The 22,048-nt window shown below is 45.6% G+C and carries 14 protein-coding genes and 3 rRNA genes; 16 read left to right on the forward strand and 1 reads right to left on the reverse strand.

The window, feature by feature from the left end; all coding sequences use genetic code 11:
• The 6 genes from dnaA to gyrB all read left to right on the forward strand — a co-directional run bounded on the left by dnaA (position 1) and on the right by gyrB (position 6,329).
• A complete protein-coding gene (dnaA, locus tag NST25_RS00005) occupies positions 1-1,347 on the forward strand; it encodes a chromosomal replication initiator protein DnaA (RefSeq protein WP_036677741.1) in 1,347 nt (448 codons plus the stop codon).
• 197 nt (positions 1,348-1,544) lie between these two features.
• A complete protein-coding gene (dnaN, locus tag NST25_RS00010; RefSeq protein WP_036677739.1) occupies positions 1,545-2,687 on the forward strand; it encodes a DNA polymerase III subunit beta in 1,143 nt (380 codons plus the stop codon).
• Between the two features lie 48 nt (positions 2,688-2,735).
• Complete coding sequence (gene yaaA, locus NST25_RS00015) at positions 2,736-2,963, forward strand: S4 domain-containing protein YaaA (RefSeq protein WP_036677736.1); 228 nt, start codon at positions 2,736-2,738, stop codon at positions 2,961-2,963.
• 23 nt (positions 2,964-2,986) lie between these two features.
• The gene (gene recF / locus NST25_RS00020; protein WP_036677733.1) at positions 2,987-4,105 is read left to right on the forward strand and encodes a DNA replication/repair protein RecF; all 1,119 of its coding nucleotides are present in this window, start codon (positions 2,987-2,989) and stop codon (positions 4,103-4,105) included.
• Between the two features lie 17 nt (positions 4,106-4,122).
• Positions 4,123-4,371, forward strand: a complete 249-nt coding sequence (locus NST25_RS00025) for an extracellular matrix/biofilm biosynthesis regulator RemA family protein (RefSeq protein WP_036677731.1) — start codon at positions 4,123-4,125, stop codon at positions 4,369-4,371.
• 47 nt (positions 4,372-4,418) lie between these two features.
• On the forward strand, positions 4,419-6,329 hold the full coding sequence (gyrB, locus tag NST25_RS00030) for a DNA topoisomerase (ATP-hydrolyzing) subunit B (protein ID WP_036677726.1): 1,911 nt from the start codon (positions 4,419-4,421) through the stop codon (positions 6,327-6,329).
• An 80-nt stretch (positions 6,330-6,409) separates the two neighbouring features.
• Here the strand turns inward: gyrB and NST25_RS00035 are convergent, their stop codons facing one another.
• A complete protein-coding gene (locus NST25_RS00035) occupies positions 6,410-7,285 on the reverse strand; it encodes a YheC/YheD family protein (RefSeq protein WP_076181701.1) in 876 nt (291 codons plus the stop codon).
• 356 nt (positions 7,286-7,641) lie between these two features.
• Here NST25_RS00035 and gyrA point away from each other — a divergent pair, with 356 nt between their 5' ends.
• From gyrA to NST25_RS00085, 10 genes are all read left to right on the forward strand, one after another.
• Positions 7,642-10,206, forward strand: a complete 2,565-nt coding sequence (gyrA, locus tag NST25_RS00040; RefSeq protein ID WP_340393162.1) for a DNA gyrase subunit A — start codon at positions 7,642-7,644, stop codon at positions 10,204-10,206.
• Positions 10,207-10,462: 256 nt separating this feature from the next.
• Entirely contained in the window at positions 10,463-11,560 is a 1,098-nt protein-coding gene (locus tag NST25_RS00045; protein WP_076124333.1) for an HD-GYP domain-containing protein, read from the forward strand.
• A 380-nt stretch (positions 11,561-11,940) separates the two neighbouring features.
• Positions 11,941-13,498: ribosomal RNA gene (locus NST25_RS00050) — 16S ribosomal RNA — on the forward strand.
• A 232-nt stretch (positions 13,499-13,730) separates the two neighbouring features.
• Positions 13,731-16,657 (forward strand): 23S ribosomal RNA (locus NST25_RS00055).
• A gap of 129 nt (positions 16,658-16,786) precedes the next feature.
• A 5S ribosomal RNA gene (gene rrf, locus NST25_RS00060) occupies positions 16,787-16,903 on the forward strand.
• The 16S, 23S and 5S rRNA genes sit together here, the layout of an rRNA operon.
• 154 nt (positions 16,904-17,057) lie before the next feature.
• On the forward strand, positions 17,058-18,674 hold the full coding sequence (locus NST25_RS00065; RefSeq protein WP_340393164.1) for an ABC transporter substrate-binding protein: 1,617 nt from the start codon (positions 17,058-17,060) through the stop codon (positions 18,672-18,674).
• Positions 18,671-19,660 carry an ABC transporter permease gene (locus NST25_RS00070; protein WP_076130914.1) on the forward strand — a complete coding sequence of 330 codons (990 nt, stop codon included), beginning with the start codon at positions 18,671-18,673 and terminating at the stop codon, positions 19,658-19,660. Before NST25_RS00065 ends, NST25_RS00070 begins: the two co-directional genes overlap by 4 nt.
• Positions 19,657-20,523 (forward strand): ABC transporter permease, encoded by an 867-nt coding sequence (locus tag NST25_RS00075; RefSeq protein WP_139330225.1) that lies wholly within the window; start codon positions 19,657-19,659, stop codon positions 20,521-20,523. The genes NST25_RS00070 and NST25_RS00075 overlap by 4 nt, the downstream gene beginning before the upstream one ends.
• Positions 20,523-21,287, forward strand: a complete 765-nt coding sequence (locus tag NST25_RS00080; RefSeq protein ID WP_340393167.1) for an ABC transporter ATP-binding protein — start codon at positions 20,523-20,525, stop codon at positions 21,285-21,287. Before NST25_RS00075 ends, NST25_RS00080 begins: the two co-directional genes overlap by 1 nt.
• The gene (locus NST25_RS00085; RefSeq protein ID WP_248549756.1) at positions 21,278-22,027 is read left to right on the forward strand and encodes an ATP-binding cassette domain-containing protein; all 750 of its coding nucleotides are present in this window, start codon (positions 21,278-21,280) and stop codon (positions 22,025-22,027) included. The genes NST25_RS00080 and NST25_RS00085 overlap by 10 nt, the downstream gene beginning before the upstream one ends.
• The last annotated feature ends 21 nt before the right edge of the window (positions 22,028-22,048 follow it).

Here is a 22,048-nt window from a genome sequence, read left to right on the forward strand (position 1 = left end):
GTGGACAGCCATACTTCCGAATTATGGCAGCAAATTTTATCGATTATTCAAACCAAATTAAGCAAGCCGAGCTTTGATACCTGGTTTAAGGCTACTAAAGCGATAACCTTCAACTCCCAGGTTCTCATTATCTCGGCACCTACAACGTTTGCAGTAGAATGGCTGGAAAGTCGTTACACCAAACTGGTAGGAGCAACCGTCTACGAAGTCACAGGGAAACAAGTGGATGTAAAATTCGTGATTGAAGAAAGCAAGCCGCCTGAGCTTGTGGTTCAACAATCCGCTCCGACTCCCGTAGTATCAAGAGAAGAAGCACAAACGCATCTGCTCAATCCAAAGTACACTTTTGACACCTTTGTAATCGGCTCTGGGAACCGCTTTGCGCATGCAGCCTCACTGGCAGTAGCCGAAGCACCAGCCAAAGCATACAATCCCTTGTTTTTATACGGTGGTGTAGGTCTGGGCAAAACCCATTTGATGCACGCAATTGGGCACTATGTCCTGGAACATAACCCAAATAACAAGGTAATTTACATCTCGTCTGAGAAATTCACGAATGAATTTATCAATTCGATCCGTGATAACCGCGGTGAAAGCTTCCGTAACAAGTATCGTAATGTTGACATTTTGCTTATCGACGACATTCAATTCCTCGCTGGAAAAGAGTCTACACAGGAGGAGTTTTTCCATACTTTCAATGCGCTCCACGAAGAACGCAAGCAAATTATCATCTCCAGCGACCGACCACCAAAGGAAATTCCCACACTGGAAGAACGGCTGCGTTCCCGGTTCGAATGGGGCTTGATTACGGATATTCAACCACCAGATCTGGAGACCCGGATTGCGATTTTACGCAAAAAGGCTAAGGCAGAGAACCTTGATATCCCTAATGAGGCCATGATGTATATTGCCAACCAGATTGACACCAATATTCGTGAGCTTGAGGGTGCATTAATCCGGGTAGTTGCTTATTCTTCGCTTACCAACCAGGATGTAACCACTCATTTGGCAGCTGAAGCGCTCAAGGATATTATTCCTTCCAGTCGTCCAAAGATGATCACCATCGCTGATATTCAGCAAAAAGTCGGAGAATACTACAATTTGCGCCTTGAAGACTTCAAAGCACGCAAAAGAACCAAAGCCGTAGCGTTTCCACGTCAAATCGCAATGTATCTATCCCGTGAACTAACGGATTATTCGCTGCCTAAGATTGGTGAGGCTTTCGGAGGACGTGACCATACGACCGTAATTCATGCGCACGATAAAATTACACAGGCATTAAAGGTCGATCAGGAGTTGTACAAAGTGGTAAATAATCTTGCGGAGAAAATTAAAAATCCTTCCTAAGAGGAACAAAGAGCCTATACACAATCTATACACATGTGGGTAGGCTTAATTTTATGCTGTTTGGTGGGGTTATCCACATATTCGTCGCCCCTACTACTAATACTATTAAATAACTATAATAATTCATCATGTAAAGACGCGTAATAAACAGACTCAAATCCATCGAAATTCCCAATTTTTCAGCTAGGAGTGAAATCATGAAAATAAGCATTCTTAAAAATGAGCTCAACGAATCCATTCAACACGTATCCAAAGCTATATCCAGCAGAACAACAATCCCTATTTTGACCGGTATTAAACTGGAAGTTAGCCATCAAGGCGTCACATTAACTGCAAGTGATACCGATATTTCTATTCAATCGTTTATTCCAGCAGAGAATGACAGCCACACCATCGTGAAGATAGATCAGCCAGGAAGTGTTGTCCTTCCCGCTAAATTTTTCGTCGAGATTATTAAGAAGCTGCCCTCCAAAGAAATCCACATGGAAGTAAAAGAAGGATTCCAAACGTACATTTCTTCCGGATCCACTGAGATTCAGATGGTAGGTTTAGACCCTGAAGAATTCCCAGTGTTACCGAGCATTGAAGAGAATGACACGATCTCTCTACCAGGTGATTTGCTGAAAAATATGATTAAACAAACAGCCTTTTCTATTTCTACCCAAGAGACAACTCCGATATTAACGGGTATACTATGGAATCTGAGCGACAATGAGTTTAAGTTTACAGCGACTGACCGTCACCGCTTGGCAACAAGAGCTGCTAAACTTGAAGGCACGGAAAATGTCAATTTCGGAAATATTGTTATTGCCGGTAAAACCCTTAATGAGCTCAGCAAAATTATCCCTGACCAAAATATGCTGGTTGATATTGTCGTTGCGGATAATCAAGTTCTCTTCAAAATCGACAAAGTACTGTTTTATTCACGGATCCTAGATGGGATTTATCCTGATACTTCTAGAATTATTCCAACAACCTACAAAACAGAACTAACTTTAGATACAAAAAAATTAAGCGAATCGATTGATCGTGCTTATTTGCTGTCCCGGGAAGAAAAAACAAATATTGTTCGTATGCAGACGCTTGATCAAGGCGGTATTGAAATTTCTTCAAGCTCATCAGAGCTGGGTAAGGTTCGCGAGGAACTTGAAGTCATTGATTTCAAAGGTGAACCTCTCAAAATATCTTTCAACTCGAAATATATGCTTGATGTATTAAAGGTCATAGAGAGTGAGCAGCTCGTTATTGCATTTACAGGGATGATGAGTCCGATCATTTTGAAACCACTTGACCAAACCAATAGCTTGTATATCATTTTGCCTTACCGTACAACAAATTAATGCCAACATTCATGAACATGTGGATAAGTGGCTGAAAGGATAAAAACCATGAAAAAAATACTTATCCACAGTGGATACATTAAGCTGGACCAATTTCTGAAACTCGCAGATTGTGTATCCACAGGTGGAATGGCCAAAGCTTTATTGCAGGAAGGTCACGTATTGGTCAACGGAGAGGTAGAGGAACGGCGCGGCAGAAAACTTTATCCGGGTGACAAAATCGAAGTGCAGGATAACGGTACCTTTGAGGTTGAAGGCGGAGGAGTAAAAGAGTAGTACGCTAGGGGAGGAACCATTTCGTGTTTGTTAAAAATATCGGTCTGCAGCATTATCGGAATTACGGGCTGCTGCGTCTGGAGAGCCTGGGCGATGTGAATCTGATTCTGGGTCAGAACGCCCAAGGCAAAACAAACCTCATGGAGGCATTGTTCGTCCTGGCGATGACCAAAAGCCACCGTACCTCTAAGGACCGCGAACTTATCTCCTTCGATGCCCCCGGAGATGCAGCTCAGATCGTTGCCGAGGTGGAACGCAAGTATGGCGATCTCAAGCTGGAGCTCACCCTATCTGCCAAAGGTAAAAAAGCCAAGATCAATGGTTTGGAGCAGCGGCGCCTTAGTGAGTTTGTTGGATCTCTGAATGTGGTCATGTTTGCACCGGAAGATTTAGAGATTGTAAAAGGGACCCCTGGTATCAGACGGCGTTTTCTTGATATGGAGATCGGCCAAGTCCAGCCTAGTTATCTATTTCACCTACAGCAGTATCAAAAAATTCTCTTGCAAAGAGGTAATCTCTTAAAGCAATTATGGGGAAAAGAGGCTGCAGGGAAAGAGCTTCTGGAAATCTGGGATGCTCAACTTGTAGAGCATGGTGTTAAAATCGTCAAAAAAAGGAAACAATTCATAAAGAAGCTGCAAATATGGGCTGAAAGCATTCACCGGGGGATTACTAACGGCGGAGAAGAACTGAAATTGCTCTATGTCCCCTCTTTCGGCGATCGGGATGAGGAAGATGAAGCTGTCTTATTAGACAATTTTATGTTAAAGTTATCACAAACGAGAGAACAAGAAATCAGGCGCGGCATGACGCTGACGGGTCCCCATCGGGATGACCTGTCCTTTTTTATCAACGGAAGGGAAGCTCAGGTCTACGGTTCTCAAGGACAGCAGCGTACCACGGCTTTATCGCTTAAGCTGGCGGAAATCGAGCTGATCCATGAGGAAATCGGAGAATATCCTGTGCTGCTTCTTGATGATGTTTTATCCGAGCTTGATCCTTACCGCCAGACCCAGCTTATTGAAACCTTTCAAAGCAAGGTACAGACATTCATTACCGCTACCGGAATTGAGGGTCTGAATGCCGATAAATTAAAGGGCGCCAGCCTATTTCATGTTCATGATGGAAAAGTTGAGTTATAAAAGAGCGGAGGACGATCATGTATATTCATTTGGGCGGGGAGAAGATCATTAGGTCTTCGGAGTTAATTGCTATATTTGATATTTCGATTGAGAAATCTTCCAAGGTATCTAAGCAATTCGTTATTCACTCTGAGCAGGATAAGAAGCTTGAGCGGATTGGCGAAGAGGAAGCAAAATCTATTGTCGTAACTAAAAATATCGTGTATTACTCCCCCATTTCCTCCTCCACTCTTAAAAAAAGAGCCAAAATTTTGCTCGAAATATAACTTGCATTGGGTAACAAAGAGATAATCAGAAAGAAGTAGGTGAAGGCATGTCAATGAATCAACCGACATATGATGAGAGCCAGATTCAGGTACTGGAAGGGCTGGAAGCGGTTCGGAAACGTCCGGGCATGTATATTGGTTCGACTAGTTCTAAAGGTCTCCATCACTTGGTATGGGAGGTCGTCGATAATAGTATCGATGAGGCACTCGCAGGTTATTGTGACCGGATTCAAGTGATTATACATGAGGATAACGCGATCACTGTTATCGATAATGGACGTGGCATACCTGTAGGTGAGAATGTAAAGCTTAAGAAGTCGACGCTTGAAGTCGTAATGACCGTGCTGCATGCAGGTGGTAAATTCGGCGGTGGCGGATATAAAGTTTCCGGTGGTTTGCATGGCGTGGGTATCTCTGTAGTGAATGCCTTGTCTGAAAAGGTCCTTGTTAAGGTCAAACGTGACGGCCATATCTACCAACAGGAATATAGACGTGGTGCACCGCAGTATGACATCAAAATCGTTGGCGATTCAGATGAGACAGGAACGACTACAACCTTTCATCCGGATCCTGAAATATTTACGGAAACCACAGTTTTTGAATATTCGACACTGCTTACTCGTATTCGGGAGCTGGCTTTTCTTAACAAAGGAATCGAGCTTTCACTTCATGATGAGCGGACGGATGTCACCAACGTGTTCAAATACGAGGGTGGTATCGTTGAATATGTGAAATATTTGAATGAGAAAAAAGAAGCACTACATGAGGATCCGATCTACGTGGAAGGCTCACGCGATATGATCCAAGTTGAAGTGGCTCTCCAATATAACGATTCGTATACTGAGAACATCTACTCTTTTGCGAATAATATTAATACGCATGAGGGCGGAACGCATGAATCCGGCTTTAAAAGTGCGCTGACCCGTATCATCAACGATTATGCTCGTAAAGCGGGAGTACTGAAGGATAGCAATTCGAATCTGACTGGTGATGACGTGCGTGAAGGATTGACAGCCATTATTTCTGTCAAAATTCCAGATCCACAATTCGAAGGTCAAACGAAAACTAAGCTCGGAAATAGTGAAGTGCGGGGTATCGTAGAATCACTGTTCGGAGAGAAATTACAAGAGTTCCTGGAAGAAAACCCAGCAGTGTCACGTCGCGTTCTTGAGAAATCACTTTCCGCTTCACGCGCGCGAGAAGCTGCTCGTAAGGCACGTGAGTTAACCCGTCGGAAGAGTGCGCTTGAAGTCAGTGCTCTGCCTGGTAAACTCGCCGACTGTTCATCCAAGGATGCCTCGATCAGCGAACTATACATCGTCGAAGGTGACTCAGCGGGTGGATCGGCTAAGCAAGGCCGGGATCGCCATTTCCAAGCGATTCTACCGTTGCGTGGTAAGATCCTAAACGTTGAAAAAGCTCGCCTTGACCGTATTTTATCTAACGCTGAGATCCGCGCCATCATTACGGCTTTGGGCACAGGGATCAGCGATGACTTTGACTTATCGAAGGCTCGCTACCATAAAGTCGTTATTATGACCGATGCCGACGTCGATGGAGCCCATATTAGAACGCTATTATTAACGTTCTTCTATCGTTACATGCGGAAGCTAGTAGACGCGGGTTATATCTATATTGCACAGCCTCCTCTCTTTAAGATTGAGCGCAATAAGGTTATCCGCTACGCAGGCAGCGAGAAGGAACGCGATGATATTATCGCTTCTTTTGGAGAAAATGCTAAGGTTAACGTCCAACGTTACAAAGGTTTGGGAGAGATGAATGCAACCCAACTTTGGGACACAACGATGGACCCTGAGACCCGTATGATGCTCCAGGTTACGATTGAAGATGCAATGCTGGCAGATAGTATTTTTGATACACTTATGGGTGACAATGTTGAACCAAGACGTGACTTTATCCATGAGCATGCCAAGAACGTTAGATACCTTGATGTGTAAGAACAATATTTAATACAACCTCCGGCTTCTATTCCTAACGGAATGAGAACGCTGGAGGTTCTTTGATTTCAAGCTTCTTTTTAGGCTCTTGTAGATTGTTTATTGCGGGTCGAATAAGGGGATTTTCTTGCTTTTACACGTCCATAGGCTACGGCATAGCGATGTATTTTACGATAGATTGATTTATCAGGAAATAATTTGAATACAGCAATGGACGGAAGAGTGTTGACTTCCAGCAGCCACATATCCAGATGTTGATCCATGGCAATATCCAGACCAATCTCTTTGATTCCTGGATAGGCAGATTGAAGCTGTGTCGCGATTTGTATACCCAAAGCTTTTAAGTGATTGATCGTAACTAGGACTTCAGAGGGCGGCATATAATTTTTTAGTAGAGTACTTACGGAAAGGATACTGCCTCCACTGTGATAATTGGTGACGATTTTTTGAGGGGCAGCTACTCTTCCAAGCATTCCTGTTGTTTCCCATACTCCTGATGGAGTCTTTTGGGTAAGAACCCGAAGATCAAAAGGGCGGTCTTGATGACGCAGAAGGTCAATCCCTTTTTGAATCAAATAGGTTCGATTCTGAATTCGTTTCTGTAAGTTCTCATACAGCTCTTCTGGTGAGAAAAACACTTCCGCAGTCTTCCCATATCTTAAAATATACAAGATCTGTTCTTCGGGCTCTTCTTTATTAACATTATCGAGGTCGGCACCGTGTTCAGCTTTCTGTTTGCTAGTGCTAAGAGTTACAGTACGCTGCTCAGCTCTCATTACACCGATACCATAACTTCCTCGATCTGGCTTAATATAGACCATTGTATATAACGCAAGCATCTCCTTAAGAGCATTGACATCGAATTTACGGGTATCAGGCACATATTGCAATAGAGAGTGATTTTGAAGGATGACTTTCGTTTTAGCCCATTTGCTTGGGACGCGTTGAATCTTCATTATCTTCCTCCTTATGAGTTTTGTGCAGGAATAGGTCCTTTGGGTTCCTTGTTGTAAAAAATGCAGTGGCAGCATAATCTTTGACAGCTGAAAATCAGGACAAGCTACCTAAACAATGGTATAATATAAGGATATGGGGTTATGCCTTATCGAACGATATTAGGATAATAAAACCGTGTTTCTTGTCTTTACAGTCTATGTAGTAAAGATATTTGCGGAAAGGGCAAATACCCTGATAAGCGCAAAAAGAAATCAATATTAGAAGATAAAAGGCTATCATGTTTAATTGTGCTACTTTTGTGAAAGTAATATAATTAAGGGTAGCGGTTTTTTAACTGAAGGAGGTCCAGCAACTCATGGCTGAACAAAATAACCCACAAGTCAAAGATCGGGACATTGGCGTGGAAATGCGTGAATCCTTTATGGATTACGCAATGAGCATCATTGTTAGCCGGGCTTTGCCAGATGTGCGGGACGGACTCAAGCCGGTTCACCGACGCATTTTGTTTGCGATGTCGGAGCTTGGAATGTCTGCGGATAAGCCTCATAAGAAATCTGCAAGAATCGTCGGTGAGGTTATCGGTAAGTACCACCCTCACGGTGACTCAGCTGTCTATGAAACAATGGTACGGATGGCTCAGGATTTCTCGATGCGCTATATGCTTGTAGACGGTCACGGGAACTTTGGTTCGATTGATGGTGATATGGCCGCGGCGATGCGGTACACAGAAGCCCGTCTTTCCAAGATTGCAGGCGAAATGCTTCGTGATTTGAACAAAGAGACAGTTGACTTCGCACCCAACTATGATGGTGAAGAGAATGAGCCGGTTGTATTGCCAGCCCGTTATCCGAATCTGCTCGTAAATGGGGTATCTGGTATTGCTGTAGGTATGGCTACTAATATTCCACCGCATAACCTTGGTGAAGTTATCGATGGTGTGCAGGCGATGATTAAGAATCCTGATATCACGCCAATGGAATTGATGGAGTTTATCCAAGGTCCGGATTTCCCTACGGCTGGATATATTTTGGGTCGTGAGGGCATTCGTCAGGCTTATCGTACGGGACGTGGTTCAGTGACCATGCGTGCGAAGGCAACGATCGAAGAGAACAACGGCAAGGCTCGCATCATTGTGCATGAGCTTCCATACCAGGTTAACAAAGCAAGATTGGTTGAGAAAATCGCAGAATTAGTACGTGAGAAACGGATCGAAGGTATAACGGATCTTCGAGATGAGTCTGACCGTAACGGTATGCGTGTAGTTGTTGAGATGAGACGCGATGTTAATCCAAATGTAGTATTAAACAATCTATATAAACATACTTCTATGCAATCCACATTTGGGATCAACATGCTTGCCATCGTAAATAACGAGCCGAAAATTCTTAATCTGCGTGATGTACTTTATCATTATTTGCAGCACCAGATTGAAGTTATTCGTCGTCGTACTATATTTGATCTTAAAAAAGCTGAAGCACGCGCTCATATCTTAGAAGGTCTGCGCATTGCGCTTGATCATCTGGATGAGGTGATTGCGTTAATCCGTGCTTCACGGACAACTGATATAGCCCGCGAAGGCTTAATGAGCACCTTTAGCCTCAGTTTAGAGCAGGCTCAGGCTATCCTCGATATGCGGATGCAACGTCTGACTGGTCTGGAACGGGAAAAGATCGAGAATGAATATAACGAATTGATCGTTAAAATTGCAGAGTACCGTGAAATTCTGGCTAACGAGCATCTTGTACTGGAAATCATCAGCAACGAGCTGCAGGATATCCGTGATAGATATTCTGATGAACGCCGGACAGAGATCACGGTTGGTGAAGAAAGTATCCTGGATGAAGACCTTATTCCACGTGAAGAGGTTGTTATCACTATTACACATACAGGATATATCAAACGTCTACCTGTCAGCACCTACCGCAGTCAGAAGCGCGGAGGTCGCGGAGTCATGGGGATGGACACCAAGGACCAGGATTTCGTGGAGCATCTCTTCGTGAGTAACTCTCATAACTATCTGATGTTCTTTACCGATAAGGGTAAAGTTTACCGGATTAAAGCTTATGAGATCCCAGAATTGGGCCGTACAGCCCGGGGGACGCCAATCATCAACCTGATTCAAATCGAACATGGTGAGAAGATTAGTGCGGTAATCCAAGTGGAAGATGGCGATAGCGACAAATATTTATTCTTTGCTACCCGCGAGGGTATCGTGAAGAAGACGCCTCTTGGGGATTATAACAACATCCGTAAAGGCGGTCTTATTGCTATTAATCTTCGTGAAGAAGATTCCCTAATCGAGGTTAAGCTGACTGATGGACAGCAAAATCTCATTATCGGTACAGCTCGCGGAATGTCGATCACGTTCTCAGAGAATGATGTGCGTTCTATGGGACGTAGCGCGACTGGCGTTAAGGGCATTACGCTTGACGGAAATGACCATGTCATTGGTATGGACTGTGTCGATAAGGAGCTTGAGGTTCTGATTGTTACTACCAAGGGCTATGGTAAACGGACACCAGCCGGTGATTATCGTTCCCAGACTCGTGGCGGTAAAGGGATCAAGACCATTAATCTCACCGATAAGAATGGTCCTGTAGTGGGTCTTAAGGTCGTTAAGAAGGATGAAGACTTAATGATCATTACGACTAGCGGTACCCTGATTCGTACCAGCATGGATGGAATTTCTACTATGGGCCGTTATGCTCAAGGGGTTAAGCTGATTAACATCCGTGAGGATGACGCAGTAGCTACCCTGTGTAGAGCTGACAAGAACGAAGAGGATGAATCTGAGGAAGTGGAAGGTCTGGAAGGCTTGGAAGGGCAAGAAGGCCTGGATGGGCAAGATACAGTCGAGGAATCTGGCGATATTGATCAGCCTGAGATCCTGACTGAGGACGAAGACACTGACTTAGAATAGGTTGAATTCAAAAAAGAGCAAGGGCTTCTATTACAGAAGTTCTTGCTCTTTTTGCTGCTTTTTGAATGACCGATGCTTAAAAAAATAAAATAAATATTTTGAAAGAATAGTTTTCACTGCACTAGTGTCTTCCATTTATCCGTACTATAATTAGCCAATAGAATCCTATAAAGTACTAATTTCTCAGAAATTATCTGTCTTATCAATGTGAGGTAATGCTGGGTGTACGGCTTATAGAAATAAAGGGGCTGAGTATATGCCAAATATATTGGTTGGAGAAGTTAAAGCAGGCTCAAAGATAATAAAGGATGTAATTACACCTTTAGGGGGGACTTTATTCACTAAGGGAAAAATATTGCTCCCTCGTGATCTAGATATTTTACAGGCTTTTTTGATTGGGCAAGTGGAAATCGAAGGTGACCAAGGTGAGGCGAGTTCGGATGGAGCCAAAACAACAGCTAAGCAAGCTTCCCCTAAAGCTGGAGCCATTATCAACGAATCGATGTTGGCCAAGACTAATTCTCCTCTACATGATGAATACGATAAAATGCTCACTCTTATTAAGAACAGCTATCGATCGGTAACGGCAGCTTCACTTCCTATTTTTGAGCTTCGCAGTCAGTTAGAGACATTAATAGGTTATTTGAAGGATTATCATGTCTTGAAGTTTACACCGCGCACTTTAAAATATGAGGATTACAACTATCACAATGCTGTGTTGTCCGCGTTGACCTCCTATAAAATTGCTCAGTGGTGTGGGTACCCACAAAAGGATTGGATGCAGATTGCTTTTGCAGGATTATTACATGATATCGGCAATGCAAAAGTAGACAGCTCACTTTTACAGAAACCGGAGTCACTTAACAATAGTGAAATAGAAGAGGTTCGCCGACACACTACATATGGTTATCAATTATTACGCAATGTTACAGCGATTAATGAAGGGGTAAGACTTGCCGCCTTGCAGCATCATGAGAAGATTGATGGCTCTGGTTATCCATTGAAGCTGGACGGCAGTCAGATTCATTTCTACGCTAAAGTAGTCGCAGTAGCAGATATATTCCATGCTATGACCTTAGAAAGAGCCTACAGAAGAGCACAGTCTCCTTATTTGGTACTAGAGCAGATTCTGACAGAAAGCTTCGGTAAGCTTGACCCAGTGATTGTGCAGACGTTTATACAGAAGAGTACTGATCTCTTTAATGGCACTAGAATCAAATTAAGTGATGGCCGTCATGGGGAGATTATCTTCACTGATCGCGCAAACCCTACACGTCCGATGGTTAAAATAGAGGAAACAATAGTTAACTTGATGTTGGAACGTGAATTGTATATTCAAGAGATCATTGCTTAGGGCGTAGGTACAAGGGAATAAGGCTGTGCTAGCCATTATATATCGCAGTATTGAGGCTTATGGCAGCACAGTCTCTCATTTATCTATTATATTTCAAAAAAACTCTTGCAATGCATCTCCATACATGATATATTCTAAGTCCGGCCAAGAAGTACACATGCCGAGCTCGAAAAAGAAGTTAAAAAAAGAGCTTGACATTAAATAGCCGAACATGATATAGTATAAGAGTTGCTGCTGAGACATTAAACGGCGCCAACGAGAACTTGATCTTTGAAAACTGAACAACGAGTGAGTAGGAAATCACGTAAGTGAAATCCAAAATTAGAGAATTAATTTTCTCGTCAGATGTTTCAAAATGAGCATATCGCTCTTTTCAATACTAATTGGAGAGTTTGATCCTGGCTCAGGACGAACGCTGGCGGCGTGCCTAATACATGCAAGTCGAGCGGAGTCATTTTGAAAGCTTGCTTTCAAAATGACTTAGCGGCGGACGGGTGAGTAACACGTAGGCAACCTGCCCTTCAGACTGGGATAACTACCGGAAACGGTAGCTAATACCGGATAATTTCTTTTTTCTCCTGAGAGAAGAATGAAAGACGGAGCAATCTGTCACTGAGGGATGGGCCTGCGGCGCATTAGCTAGTTGGTGGGGTAACGGCCCACCAAGGCGACGATGCGTAGCCGACCTGAGAGGGTGAACGGCCACACTGGGACTGAGACACGGCCCAGACTCCTACGGGAGGCAGCAGTAGGGAATCTTCCGCAATGGGCGAAAGCCTGACGGAGCAACGCCGCGTGAGTGATGAAGGTTTTCGGATCGTAAAGCTCTGTTGCCAGGGAAGAACGTCCGGTAGAGTAACTGCTACCGGAGTGACGGTACCTGAGAAGAAAGCCCCGGCTAACTACGTGCCAGCAGCCGCGGTAATACGTAGGGGGCAAGCGTTGTCCGGAATTATTGGGCGTAAAGCGCGCGCAGGCGGCTATTTAAGTCTGGTGTTTAAACCTTGGGCTCAACCTGAGGTCGCACTGGAAACTGGGTGGCTTGAGTACAGAAGAGGAAAGTGGAATTCCACGTGTAGCGGTGAAATGCGTAGATATGTGGAGGAACACCAGTGGCGAAGGCGACTTTCTGGGCTGTAACTGACGCTGAGGCGCGAAAGCGTGGGGAGCAAACAGGATTAGATACCCTGGTAGTCCACGCCGTAAACGATGAGTGCTAGGTGTTAGGGGTTTCGATACCCTTGGTGCCGAAGTTAACACAGTAAGCACTCCGCCTGGGGAGTACGGTCGCAAGACTGAAACTCAAAGGAATTGACGGGGACCCGCACAAGCAGTGGAGTATGTGGTTTAATTCGAAGCAACGCGAAGAACCTTACCAGGTCTTGACATCCCTCTGAATCTGCTAGAGATAGCAGCGGCCTTCGGGACAGAGGAGACAGGTGGTGCATGGTTGTCGTCAGCTCGTGTCGTGAGATGTTGGGTTAAGTCCCGCAACGAGCGCAACCCTTAACTTTAGTTGCCAGCAGGTAATGCTGGGCACTCTAGAGTGACTGCCGGTGACAAACCGGAGGAAGGTGGGGATGACGTCAAATCATCATGCCCCTTATGACCTGGGCTACACACGTACTACAATGGCCGGTACAACGGGAAGCGAAGCCGCGAGGTGGAGCCAATCCCATCAAAGCCGGTCTCAGTTCGGATTGCAGGCTGCAACTCGCCTGCATGAAGTCGGAATTGCTAGTAATCGCGGATCAGCATGCCGCGGTGAATACGTTCCCGGGTCTTGTACACACCGCCCGTCACACCACGAGAGTTTACAACACCCGAAGTCGGTGGGGTAACCCGCAAGGGAGCCAGCCGCCGAAGGTGGGGTAGATGATTGGGGTGAAGTCGTAACAAGGTAGCCGTATCGGAAGGTGCGGCTGGATCACCTCCTTTCTATGGAGAATCGTTCTCTGCAATGAGAACATTCAAATCGGAAGCTCAGCTTCCAAAACTCAGGTTTAGGCCTGTTACTCACTCGTTGCTCAGTTTTGAGAGTTTAAGCTCTCAAGTAAGACTTGATCCTTGAAAACTGGATACCGAAACGAATTTGCGTTTTAGAACATCTTTTAGCAACTTGTGTAAACAAGTAAATGTTATTAGTGAGATTTTTCTTCGGAAAAATCAAGGTTAAGCTAATAAGAGCACACGGAGGATGCCTAGGCGCCAGGAGCCGACGAAGGACGTGGCGAACAACGAAACTGCCTCGGGGAGCTGTAAGCAAGCTTTGATCCGGGGGTGTCCGAATGGGGAAACCCAGCTGTGGTAATTCGCAGTTACTCATTTCTGAATACATAGGAAATGTAGAGGCAGACCAGGGGAACTGAAACATCTAAGTACCCTGAGGAAGAGAAAACAATAGTGATTCCGTCAGTAGCGGCGAGCGAACGCGGAACAGCCTAAACCTAAGAGCTTGCTCTTAGGGGTTGTGGGACGTCTCACATGGAGTTACAAAGGAATATGGTAGGTGAAGAGGTCTGGAAAGGCCCGCGATAGAGGTAAAAGCCCTGTAACCTAAACTGTGTTCTCTCCGAGACGGATCCCGAGTAGTGCGGGGCACGTGAAACCCCGTATGAATCCAGCAGGACCATCTGCTAAGGCTAAATACTACCTGGCGACCGATAGTGAAACAGTACCGTGAGGGAAAGGTGAAAAGCACCCCGGAAGGGGAGTGAAATAGAACCTGAAACCGTGTGCTTACAAAAAGTCAGAGCCCGATCTATGGGTGATGGCGTGCCTTTTGTAGAATGAACCGGCGAGTTACGTTTAACATGCAAGGTTAAGCCGAGAAGGTGGAGCCGCAGCGAAAGCGAGTCTGAATAGGGCGACTTAGTATGTGGACGTAGACCCGAAACCGTGTGATCTACCCCTGTCCAGGGTGAAGGTGCGGTAACACGCACTGGAGGCCCGAACCCACGTACGTTGAAAAGTGCGGGGATGAGGTGGGGGTAGCGGAGAAATTCCAATCGAACTCGGAGATAGCTGGTTCTCCCCGAAATAGCTTTAGGGCTAGCCTCGGTATAAGAGTAGTGGAGGTAGAGCACTGATTGGGTGCGGGGTCCGCAAGGATTACCAAGCTCAGTCAAACTCCGAATGCCATATACTTATTGCCGGGAGTCAGACAGTGAGTGCTAAGATCCATTGTCAAAAGGGAAACAGCCCAGACCATCAGCTAAGGTCCCCAAGTGTGTGTTAAGTGGGAAAGGATGTGGAGTTGCACAGACAACCAGGATGTTGGCTTAGAAGCAGCCACCATTGAAAGAGTGCGTAATAGCTCACTGGTCGAGTGACTCTGCGCCGAAAATGTAACGGGGCTAAACACACCACCGAAGCTATGGCTAGATACGTATGTATCTGGGGTAGGGGAGCGTTGTGTAGGGGTTGAAGGTGTACTGAAAAGAGCGCTGGACACTACACAAGTGAGAATGCCGGTATGAGTAACGAAAAGATCAGTGAGAATCTGATCCGCCGAAAGCCCAAGGTTTCCTGAGGAAGGCTCGTCCGCTCAGGGTAAGTCGGGACCTAAGGCGAGGCCGAAAGGCGTAGTCGAAGGACAACAGTTTGAAATTACTGTACCACCGTAATCCGCTATGAGCGATGGGGTGACGCAGGAGGGTAGTGACGCGGACTGATGGATGTCCGTCTAAGCAGTGAGGCTGATGTGTAGGCAAATCCGCACATCATTAAGGCTGGGCTGTGATGGGGAGCGAAAATTATAGTAGCGAAGGTCATGATCTCACACTGCCAAGAAAAGCCTCTAGCCAGGAGAAGGTGCCCGTACCGCAAACCGACACAGGTAGGCGAGAAGAGAATTCTAAGGCGCGCGGAAGAACTCTCGTTAAGGAACTCGGCAAAATGACCCCGTAACTTCGGGAGAAGGGGTGCCCCGGTAGTGTGAATAGCACGAGGGGGCCGCAGTGAAAAGGCCCAAGCGACTGTTTAGCAAAAACACAGGTCTGTGCGAAGCCGCAAGGCGAAGTATACGGGCTGACGCCTGCCCGGTGCTGGAAGGTTAAGGGGAGTGGTTAGGGGTAACCCGAAGCTATGAACCGAAGCCCCAGTAAACGGCGGCCGTAACTATAACGGTCCTAAGGTAGCGAAATTCCTTGTCAGGTAAATTCTGACCCGCACGAATGGCGTAACGACTTGGGCGCTGTCTCAACGAGAGATCCGGTGAAATTTTAATACCTGTGAAGATGCAGGTTACCCGCGACAAGACGGAAAGACCCCATGGAGCTTTACTGCAGCTTGATATTGAATTTGGGTACGATCTGTACAGGATAGGTGGGAGCCGTAGAAATCGGAGCGCAAGCTTCGGTGGAGGCGCCGTTGGGATACCACCCTGATCGTATCTAGGTTCTAACCTAGTGCCCTTATCGGGTACGGGGACCGTGTCAGGCGGGCAGTTTGACTGGGGCGGTCGCCTCCTAAAGAGTAACGGAGGCGTTCCAAGGTTCCCTCAGAATGGTTGGAAATCATTCGCAGAGTGCAAAGGCATAAGGGAGCTTGACTGCGAGACCTACAAGTCGAGCAGGGACGAAAGTCGGACTTAGTGATCCGGTGGTACCGCATGGAAGGGCCATCGCTCAACGGATAAAAGCTACCCTGGGGATAACAGGCTTATCTCCCCCAAGAGTCCACATCGACGGGGAGGTTTGGCACCTCGATGTCGGCTCATCGCATCCTGGGGCTGAAGTAGGTCCCAAGGGTTGGGCTGTTCGCCCATTAAAGCGGTACGCGAGCTGGGTTCAGAACGTCGTGAGACAGTTCGGTCCCTATCTGTCGTGGGCGCAGGAAATTTGAGAGGAGCTGTCCTTAGTACGAGAGGACCGGGATGGACGTACCGCTGGTGCACCAGTTGTTCCGCCAGGAGCATGGCTGGGTAGCTACGTACGGACGGGATAAGCGCTGAAAGCATCTAAGCGTGAAGCCCCCCTCAAGATGAGATTTCCCAATTAGTAAGACCCCTTGAAGACGACGAGGTAGATAGGTTGGAGGTGGAAGTGCAGCAATGCATGGAGCTGACCAATACTAATCGGTCGAGGGCTTATCCTATACGTAGAATGCAAATTCGTTTCGGATTCAGTTTTCAGGCGATTAAGCCTGTAACACGCTTAGAAATTCATTGTCACTTCTGGTGATGAACCGAATTTCACGCGGCAGCGTCTGTTTCACAGATGCATGTTTGGTGGCGATAGCGGAGGGGTTCCACGCGTACCCATCCCGAACACGACCGTTAAGCCCTCCAGCGCCGATGGTACTTGGACCGAAGGGTCCTGGGAGAGTAGGACGTTGCCAAGCACACAAGACCACTGTTGAGTAATCGACAGTGGTCTTTTTGTTATGTATATTTACTTAAGGATTGTTGCAAATTAAATTATGTTTGACAGACTAGAGTGTTTAACCCATAATACAATTCATACTAAACATATAAGAATTATAGGGGGAGCGAATTATGTCGTACTTTAGTGTATCTATTAAGAAACCGATTCTGTTGGGGGCAATAGCAGTTTTGCTATTGATGTTAATTGCAGGGTGCTCGGGGTCTAATAATAAGGCTGATTCAAATAAAGAGGCACAGGAAAGTGCGAGTCCGGCAACTCAAAGTCCTCAAACTGCAGAACCTGCAACGGGAGGGACTTTCGTCTATGGACGACCTGCTTCTGTAACTTCGCTGGATTTGCATAATCAGATTACGTCCAACAATGCTTTTGCAATCGACAAAGTTTTTGAATCATTAGTCGCTTTTGACAGCAAAGGTGAAATTGTAGATTGGCTTGCTAAGTCACATAATATCAGTGAAGATGGTCTGACGTATACATTCGAGCTTCGTGATGGGTTGAAGTTTTCCAATGGTACGGATGTGACCGCAGAAGATGCTGTATTCTCTCTTGAGCGGCACTTGAAGGTAGGCGGCCCGCTGGCAATATCCGCAAAGGTCGACACAATCAAAGCGCAAGATAACAAAACGCTTGTTATTACACTTAAAGAGCCTTATACACCATTTATCTCGGAGCTATCTAATTTCTCAAATGGTATCCTTCCTAACAATTTGGGCGGAGTATCCGAAGAAGAATTCTTCAAGAAACCGATCGGTACGGGACCTTTTGTTGTTGAAACATGGGACACTGCAGGTGATCTGACCTTCACTAAGAATACATTCTACTGGCAAGAAGGTAAACCCTATATTGATAAGCTCGTTTATAAGCTGATTGAAGATGACAGTCAAGCGATTAACCAGCTGAAGGCTGGAGAAGTTAATGCTATTGAATCTTTGGCCCTGCAAAATGCCAATGAGATTAAAGATGGGGCTGACACTAAAGTAGTTACTAACGGTAGTTGGGTGACAGAGCAATTGTTCTTTAATACGTTGGATGAACATTTTTCTGATGTGCATGTCCGTCGCGCTCTGGCGCTGGGGCTTGATCGTGAGGGCTTGACCAAGGCGCTAACCTTTGGTTATGCACAAACAGCAAACTCATTGCTGCCAACAACGATTCCTTATAACGCAAATGATACAATCAAAGCACTGAACTTTAATATCGAAGCAGCCAAGGAGGAGCTTGCAAAATCTGCCTTCCCTAATGGCTTCACTACCAAATTACTTGTAGCATCCGGTAATAGCACAAGAGCTCAAGAGGCACAAATTATTCAGGCAGCGGGCCAAACGATCGGGATTAAGATTGAGATTGAATCGATTGAACTTGCCACTTTCCGTGAACGTTTCTTCGCATATGATTTTGCGGCAATGCTGAACAGTGGTCAAGCGGATTCCCCTGAAGCGAACTCAATTATTGCTTTCCAGACCGATCCGGAAGGCTTCAGCAAATCATATTGGACGCATTATACAAATGATGAAGTAACGAAGCTTCTATATGAGGGACAAAAAACTGCGGATGGCGATGAACGTGCACAAATCTATACTAAGCTGCTGCAGACCCTTGCTGATGAAGTTCCTTATATTCCGCTTTACTATCCAGATGTTTTAAAAGGTATTCGTTCTTCAGTTGACGGTCTCGTTGTTCTACCAAACGGCAGTGCCCGTTTCGAAGATGTCCGCATCAGCCAATGATGAATCTTAAGCAGGTGTTAAATCAACCGAAAGGAAGCAAGGGTTCTTACAACTGGCTTGTGATATCTCTTATAAAAGCATTGGCAGTGATCTTCTGCGTAATGATAGCAGTCTTTTTCATCATACGAATCGTGCCGGGAGATCCAGCAAAAATGATTTTGGGAGAATACAGCACCCCTGAGGCGCTCAAGAGTATGCATCATACTCTTGGGCTGGACCTCCCTTTATGGGAGCAATTCATCCGATTTGTGAAGACGCTGTTTACTCAAGGAGATACTGGAAACTCCATTATTATGGGGACATCAACAAGAGAGTTGATTACACAACGGGCCCCTGTTACTTTGCTGCTCATCGTGATGGCTTGTGTGTTGGCGATTTTCGTATCCCTTCTGCTCGCTACGGTAGCCGCTACGCATAAGGATAAACTGCTGGACCATTTGATACGTATTTTTCCTACAATTACTCTAGGTATGCCAATCTTCTGGGTTGGCTTACTTTTAATTTTGCTCTTTAGTGTCCGGCTTGGCTGGTTCCCTGTTGGGGGAGTAAGTGAAGGGTGGGTCGGAACCTTGCATAGTCTTGCACTTCCAGCAATCACTGTTGCTTTTTCACAGGTTCCTACGCTTGTTCGTTCATTAAGAGCGCAGATGCTTGAAGTGTTAGAATCGGATTTTGTAGTCACCCTTAAGGCTGCGGGCATACCAAACAGGGTTATTTTATTTAAACATGTGCTGCGCAACTCTGCTCTTCCTACGTTAATGCTGCTGGGTGTGAATATTTCTTATTTAATCGGAGGCACCTTGGTCGTTGAGCAGGTATTTGGAATTAAGGGAATTGGCAGCTTATTGTTCACTTCAATTTCGAAACGGGACTTTCCGGTTATTCAAGGAATAGCACTTTACTGTGCGCTATCTGTTGTGATCATCAGTCTCTTGATTGAAATCATTTCCTGGTGGCTTGATCCCAGAACGAAAGGAAAACAATGAAAACTATAAGACTAGACTCGCGATTGTATGAAGACGGTAAGATAACAAGCGGCTTAAAGCGAATATGGAATACCCCATCACTTCTAGTGGGAATTATTATGTTTGCAGCTCTTATTCTCTTGACTGTGTTTATACCTTATATAAGTCCTTATGACCCCTCTGAGCAAAATTTGAGTGCCTTTTTACAGCCTCCGTCAGCCGAACATTGGTTGGGAACTGATCAATTAGGGCGTGATCTGTTTACCAGACTGGTTTATGCAGCGAGGACTGATTTGAAAATCATGGTCTTGGCAGAAATCATTCCCTTTTGCACAGGTGTATTTCTAGGAATGCTGGCAGGATATTACGGCAAATGGATCGATACAGTTATTACGCTGTTGTCAGATACATTCATCGCCTTTCCTTTTTATCTGATCGTTATTATCGTGGCTTTTGCAAGTGGAGCAGGAGAACGAGGCATTTATATTACTTTTATTTTTGTAGGATGGATTGTCTTTGCCCGTGTCGTCAGAGGTCTTAGTGCTTCTTTTCGTAATCAGGAATGGGTGGCGTCCGCTCAAACCTTAGGGCTACCAGGAGTGAAAATTATTTTGCGTCATCTCCTGCCGAATGTACTTCCGCAAGCCGTGGTCGTCCTTATGACAGATATGATTGGATTGCTTGTTGCCATTGTTACGCTCGGGTATCTTGGTATCGGCATTACACCGCCAACTCCTGACTGGGGGACAATGATTTCAGATGGACAGCCCTTCATCACTACAGCTTGGTGGCTCTCGGCCGTTCCGGGATTTGCAGTGGTGTATACGGGGATAGCTTTGTCGCTCCTAGGTGATGGTTTGGCAGACATATGGAGGAAAAAATAATGTCTATACAACCCATTTTAGAAATAGAGGCGCTATCGCTGGCAGCTAAGTCAAATGAGAGATTGGTCAATAATGTTAGTTTTTCGCTGAGTAAAGGGGAGAGTCTGGGATTAGTAGGTGAATCGGGATCAGGAAAATCGCTTACGCTGCGTGCAATTTTAGGCTTGCTTCCAAATGGTGTTGAACAGACTGGTGGCACCATTAAAAGTGACGTAAGCAGTGCGATGGTATTTCAAGATCCAAGAGGTGCGCTTGATCCGCTCTGTACGGTTGTCAAACAACTGGCTGAAGTTGTGTATTACAGACAGAGAGTAAGCCGTAAGACTTCGCGGGTAATTGCACTGGAACTGCTCGAAAGGCTTGGTCTCCCCGATTCATTGAAGAAAAAGGACCGGTATCCGAGTCAGCTGTCAGGCGGTCAGTGTCAACGGGTAGTCATCGCTCTGGCACTGGCGTGCAAGCCAGGCATACTTCTCTGTGATGAGCCGACAACGGCACTTGACGTCACGGTTCAACGGCAAATTATTGAGACGATCACGAGCCTCCAGCATGAGCTCAGTTTTGCCATGGTATTTGTTACGCATAACCTAGCGATTGCAGCAAACTTGTGTTCACGGCTATGTGTAATGAAACAGGGACAGATTGTTGAGCAGGGCAATACCCTTGATATTTTGCGAAATCCGAAAGACCCTTACACACAGATGCTGATTGATTCGGTGCTTCCTTTGCCAGAGCTTGAAGGGAGTAGAGACTCATGGAATTAGCCTTACAAATAAAAGATTTAACTGTTCATTATGGCGGCTTTACTGCACTGGATCATATCAATCTGAATCTTGAGCAGCACACCACCCTTGGGCTTGTTGGAGAATCCGGATCAGGGAAATCTACGCTGGCGCGAGTAATTGCTGGACTGATTGCCCCAAATGAGGGACAGATTCTGTTGGGAACCCAAGAATTAAAAAAGAAAAGAAGCCGTGAGCAGCACAAAACAATCCAGATGATATTCCAAAATCCAGATGCTTCGCTAAATCCTAAACATTCGATTAGGCAAATTCTTTCCGAGCCCTTATTGTTTCATAAAATAGTGGGGCGTACAGATGTTGAACAAAGATGCAAAGAGCTTTTGAATCAAGTTCATTTAGAACAAAAGGCGTTAGACAAATTCCCACATGAATTTTCCGGCGGCCAGCGTCAACGAATAGCGATCGCTCGTGCATTAAGTGTTGAGCCAAACATCCTGATCGCGGATGAACCTACAAGTGCGTTGGATGTATCTGTGCAGCTTAGTGTGCTCGAACTGTTCAATACGCTGAAGGCTGAGCTTAATCTCACCATGCTTTTTATTTCTCATGATCTAGGAGTAATCAATGCAATTAGCGATACGGTAGCAGTTATGCGGCAAGGAAAGCTCGTGGAGCAGAGTCCGCGGGACCAATTCTTCATCCGTCCTAAACATGAATACAGTTATGAGCTGTTGTCGGCGGTTCCGAAAATGCCAAAATAAAGTACATCAGGAGGTTTTTTT

Origin of the sequence: Paenibacillus sp. FSL E2-0190 (genome assembly GCF_037992965.1) — a bacterium.
GTDB lineage: Bacteria > Bacillota > Bacilli > Paenibacillales > Paenibacillaceae > Paenibacillus_AQ > Paenibacillus_AQ odorifer.

Excerpts from the sequence above, each read along its gene's own strand:
- dnaN (WP_036677739.1), top strand. The coding sequence starts at position 1,545 with ATGAAAATAAGCATTCTTAAAAATGAGCTCAACGAATCCATTCAACAC.
- yaaA (WP_036677736.1), top strand. The coding sequence starts at position 2,736 with ATGAAAAAAATACTTATCCACAGTGGATACATTAAGCTGGACCAATTT.
- NST25_RS00025 (WP_036677731.1), top strand. The coding sequence starts at position 4,123 with ATGTATATTCATTTGGGCGGGGAGAAGATCATTAGGTCTTCGGAGTTA.
- gyrB (WP_036677726.1), top strand. The coding sequence starts at position 4,419 with ATGTCAATGAATCAACCGACATATGATGAGAGCCAGATTCAGGTACTG.
- NST25_RS00035 (WP_076181701.1), bottom strand. The coding sequence starts at position 7,285 with ATGAAGATTCAACGCGTCCCAAGCAAATGGGCTAAAACGAAAGTCATC.
- gyrA (WP_340393162.1), top strand. The coding sequence starts at position 7,642 with ATGGCTGAACAAAATAACCCACAAGTCAAAGATCGGGACATTGGCGTG.
- NST25_RS00045 (WP_076124333.1), top strand. The coding sequence starts at position 10,463 with ATGCCAAATATATTGGTTGGAGAAGTTAAAGCAGGCTCAAAGATAATA.
- NST25_RS00065 (WP_340393164.1), top strand. The coding sequence starts at position 17,058 with ATGTCGTACTTTAGTGTATCTATTAAGAAACCGATTCTGTTGGGGGCA.
- NST25_RS00070 (WP_076130914.1), top strand. The coding sequence starts at position 18,671 with ATGATGAATCTTAAGCAGGTGTTAAATCAACCGAAAGGAAGCAAGGGT.
- NST25_RS00075 (WP_139330225.1), top strand. The coding sequence starts at position 19,657 with ATGAAAACTATAAGACTAGACTCGCGATTGTATGAAGACGGTAAGATA.
- NST25_RS00080 (WP_340393167.1), top strand. The coding sequence starts at position 20,523 with ATGTCTATACAACCCATTTTAGAAATAGAGGCGCTATCGCTGGCAGCT.
- NST25_RS00085 (WP_248549756.1), top strand. The coding sequence starts at position 21,278 with ATGGAATTAGCCTTACAAATAAAAGATTTAACTGTTCATTATGGCGGC.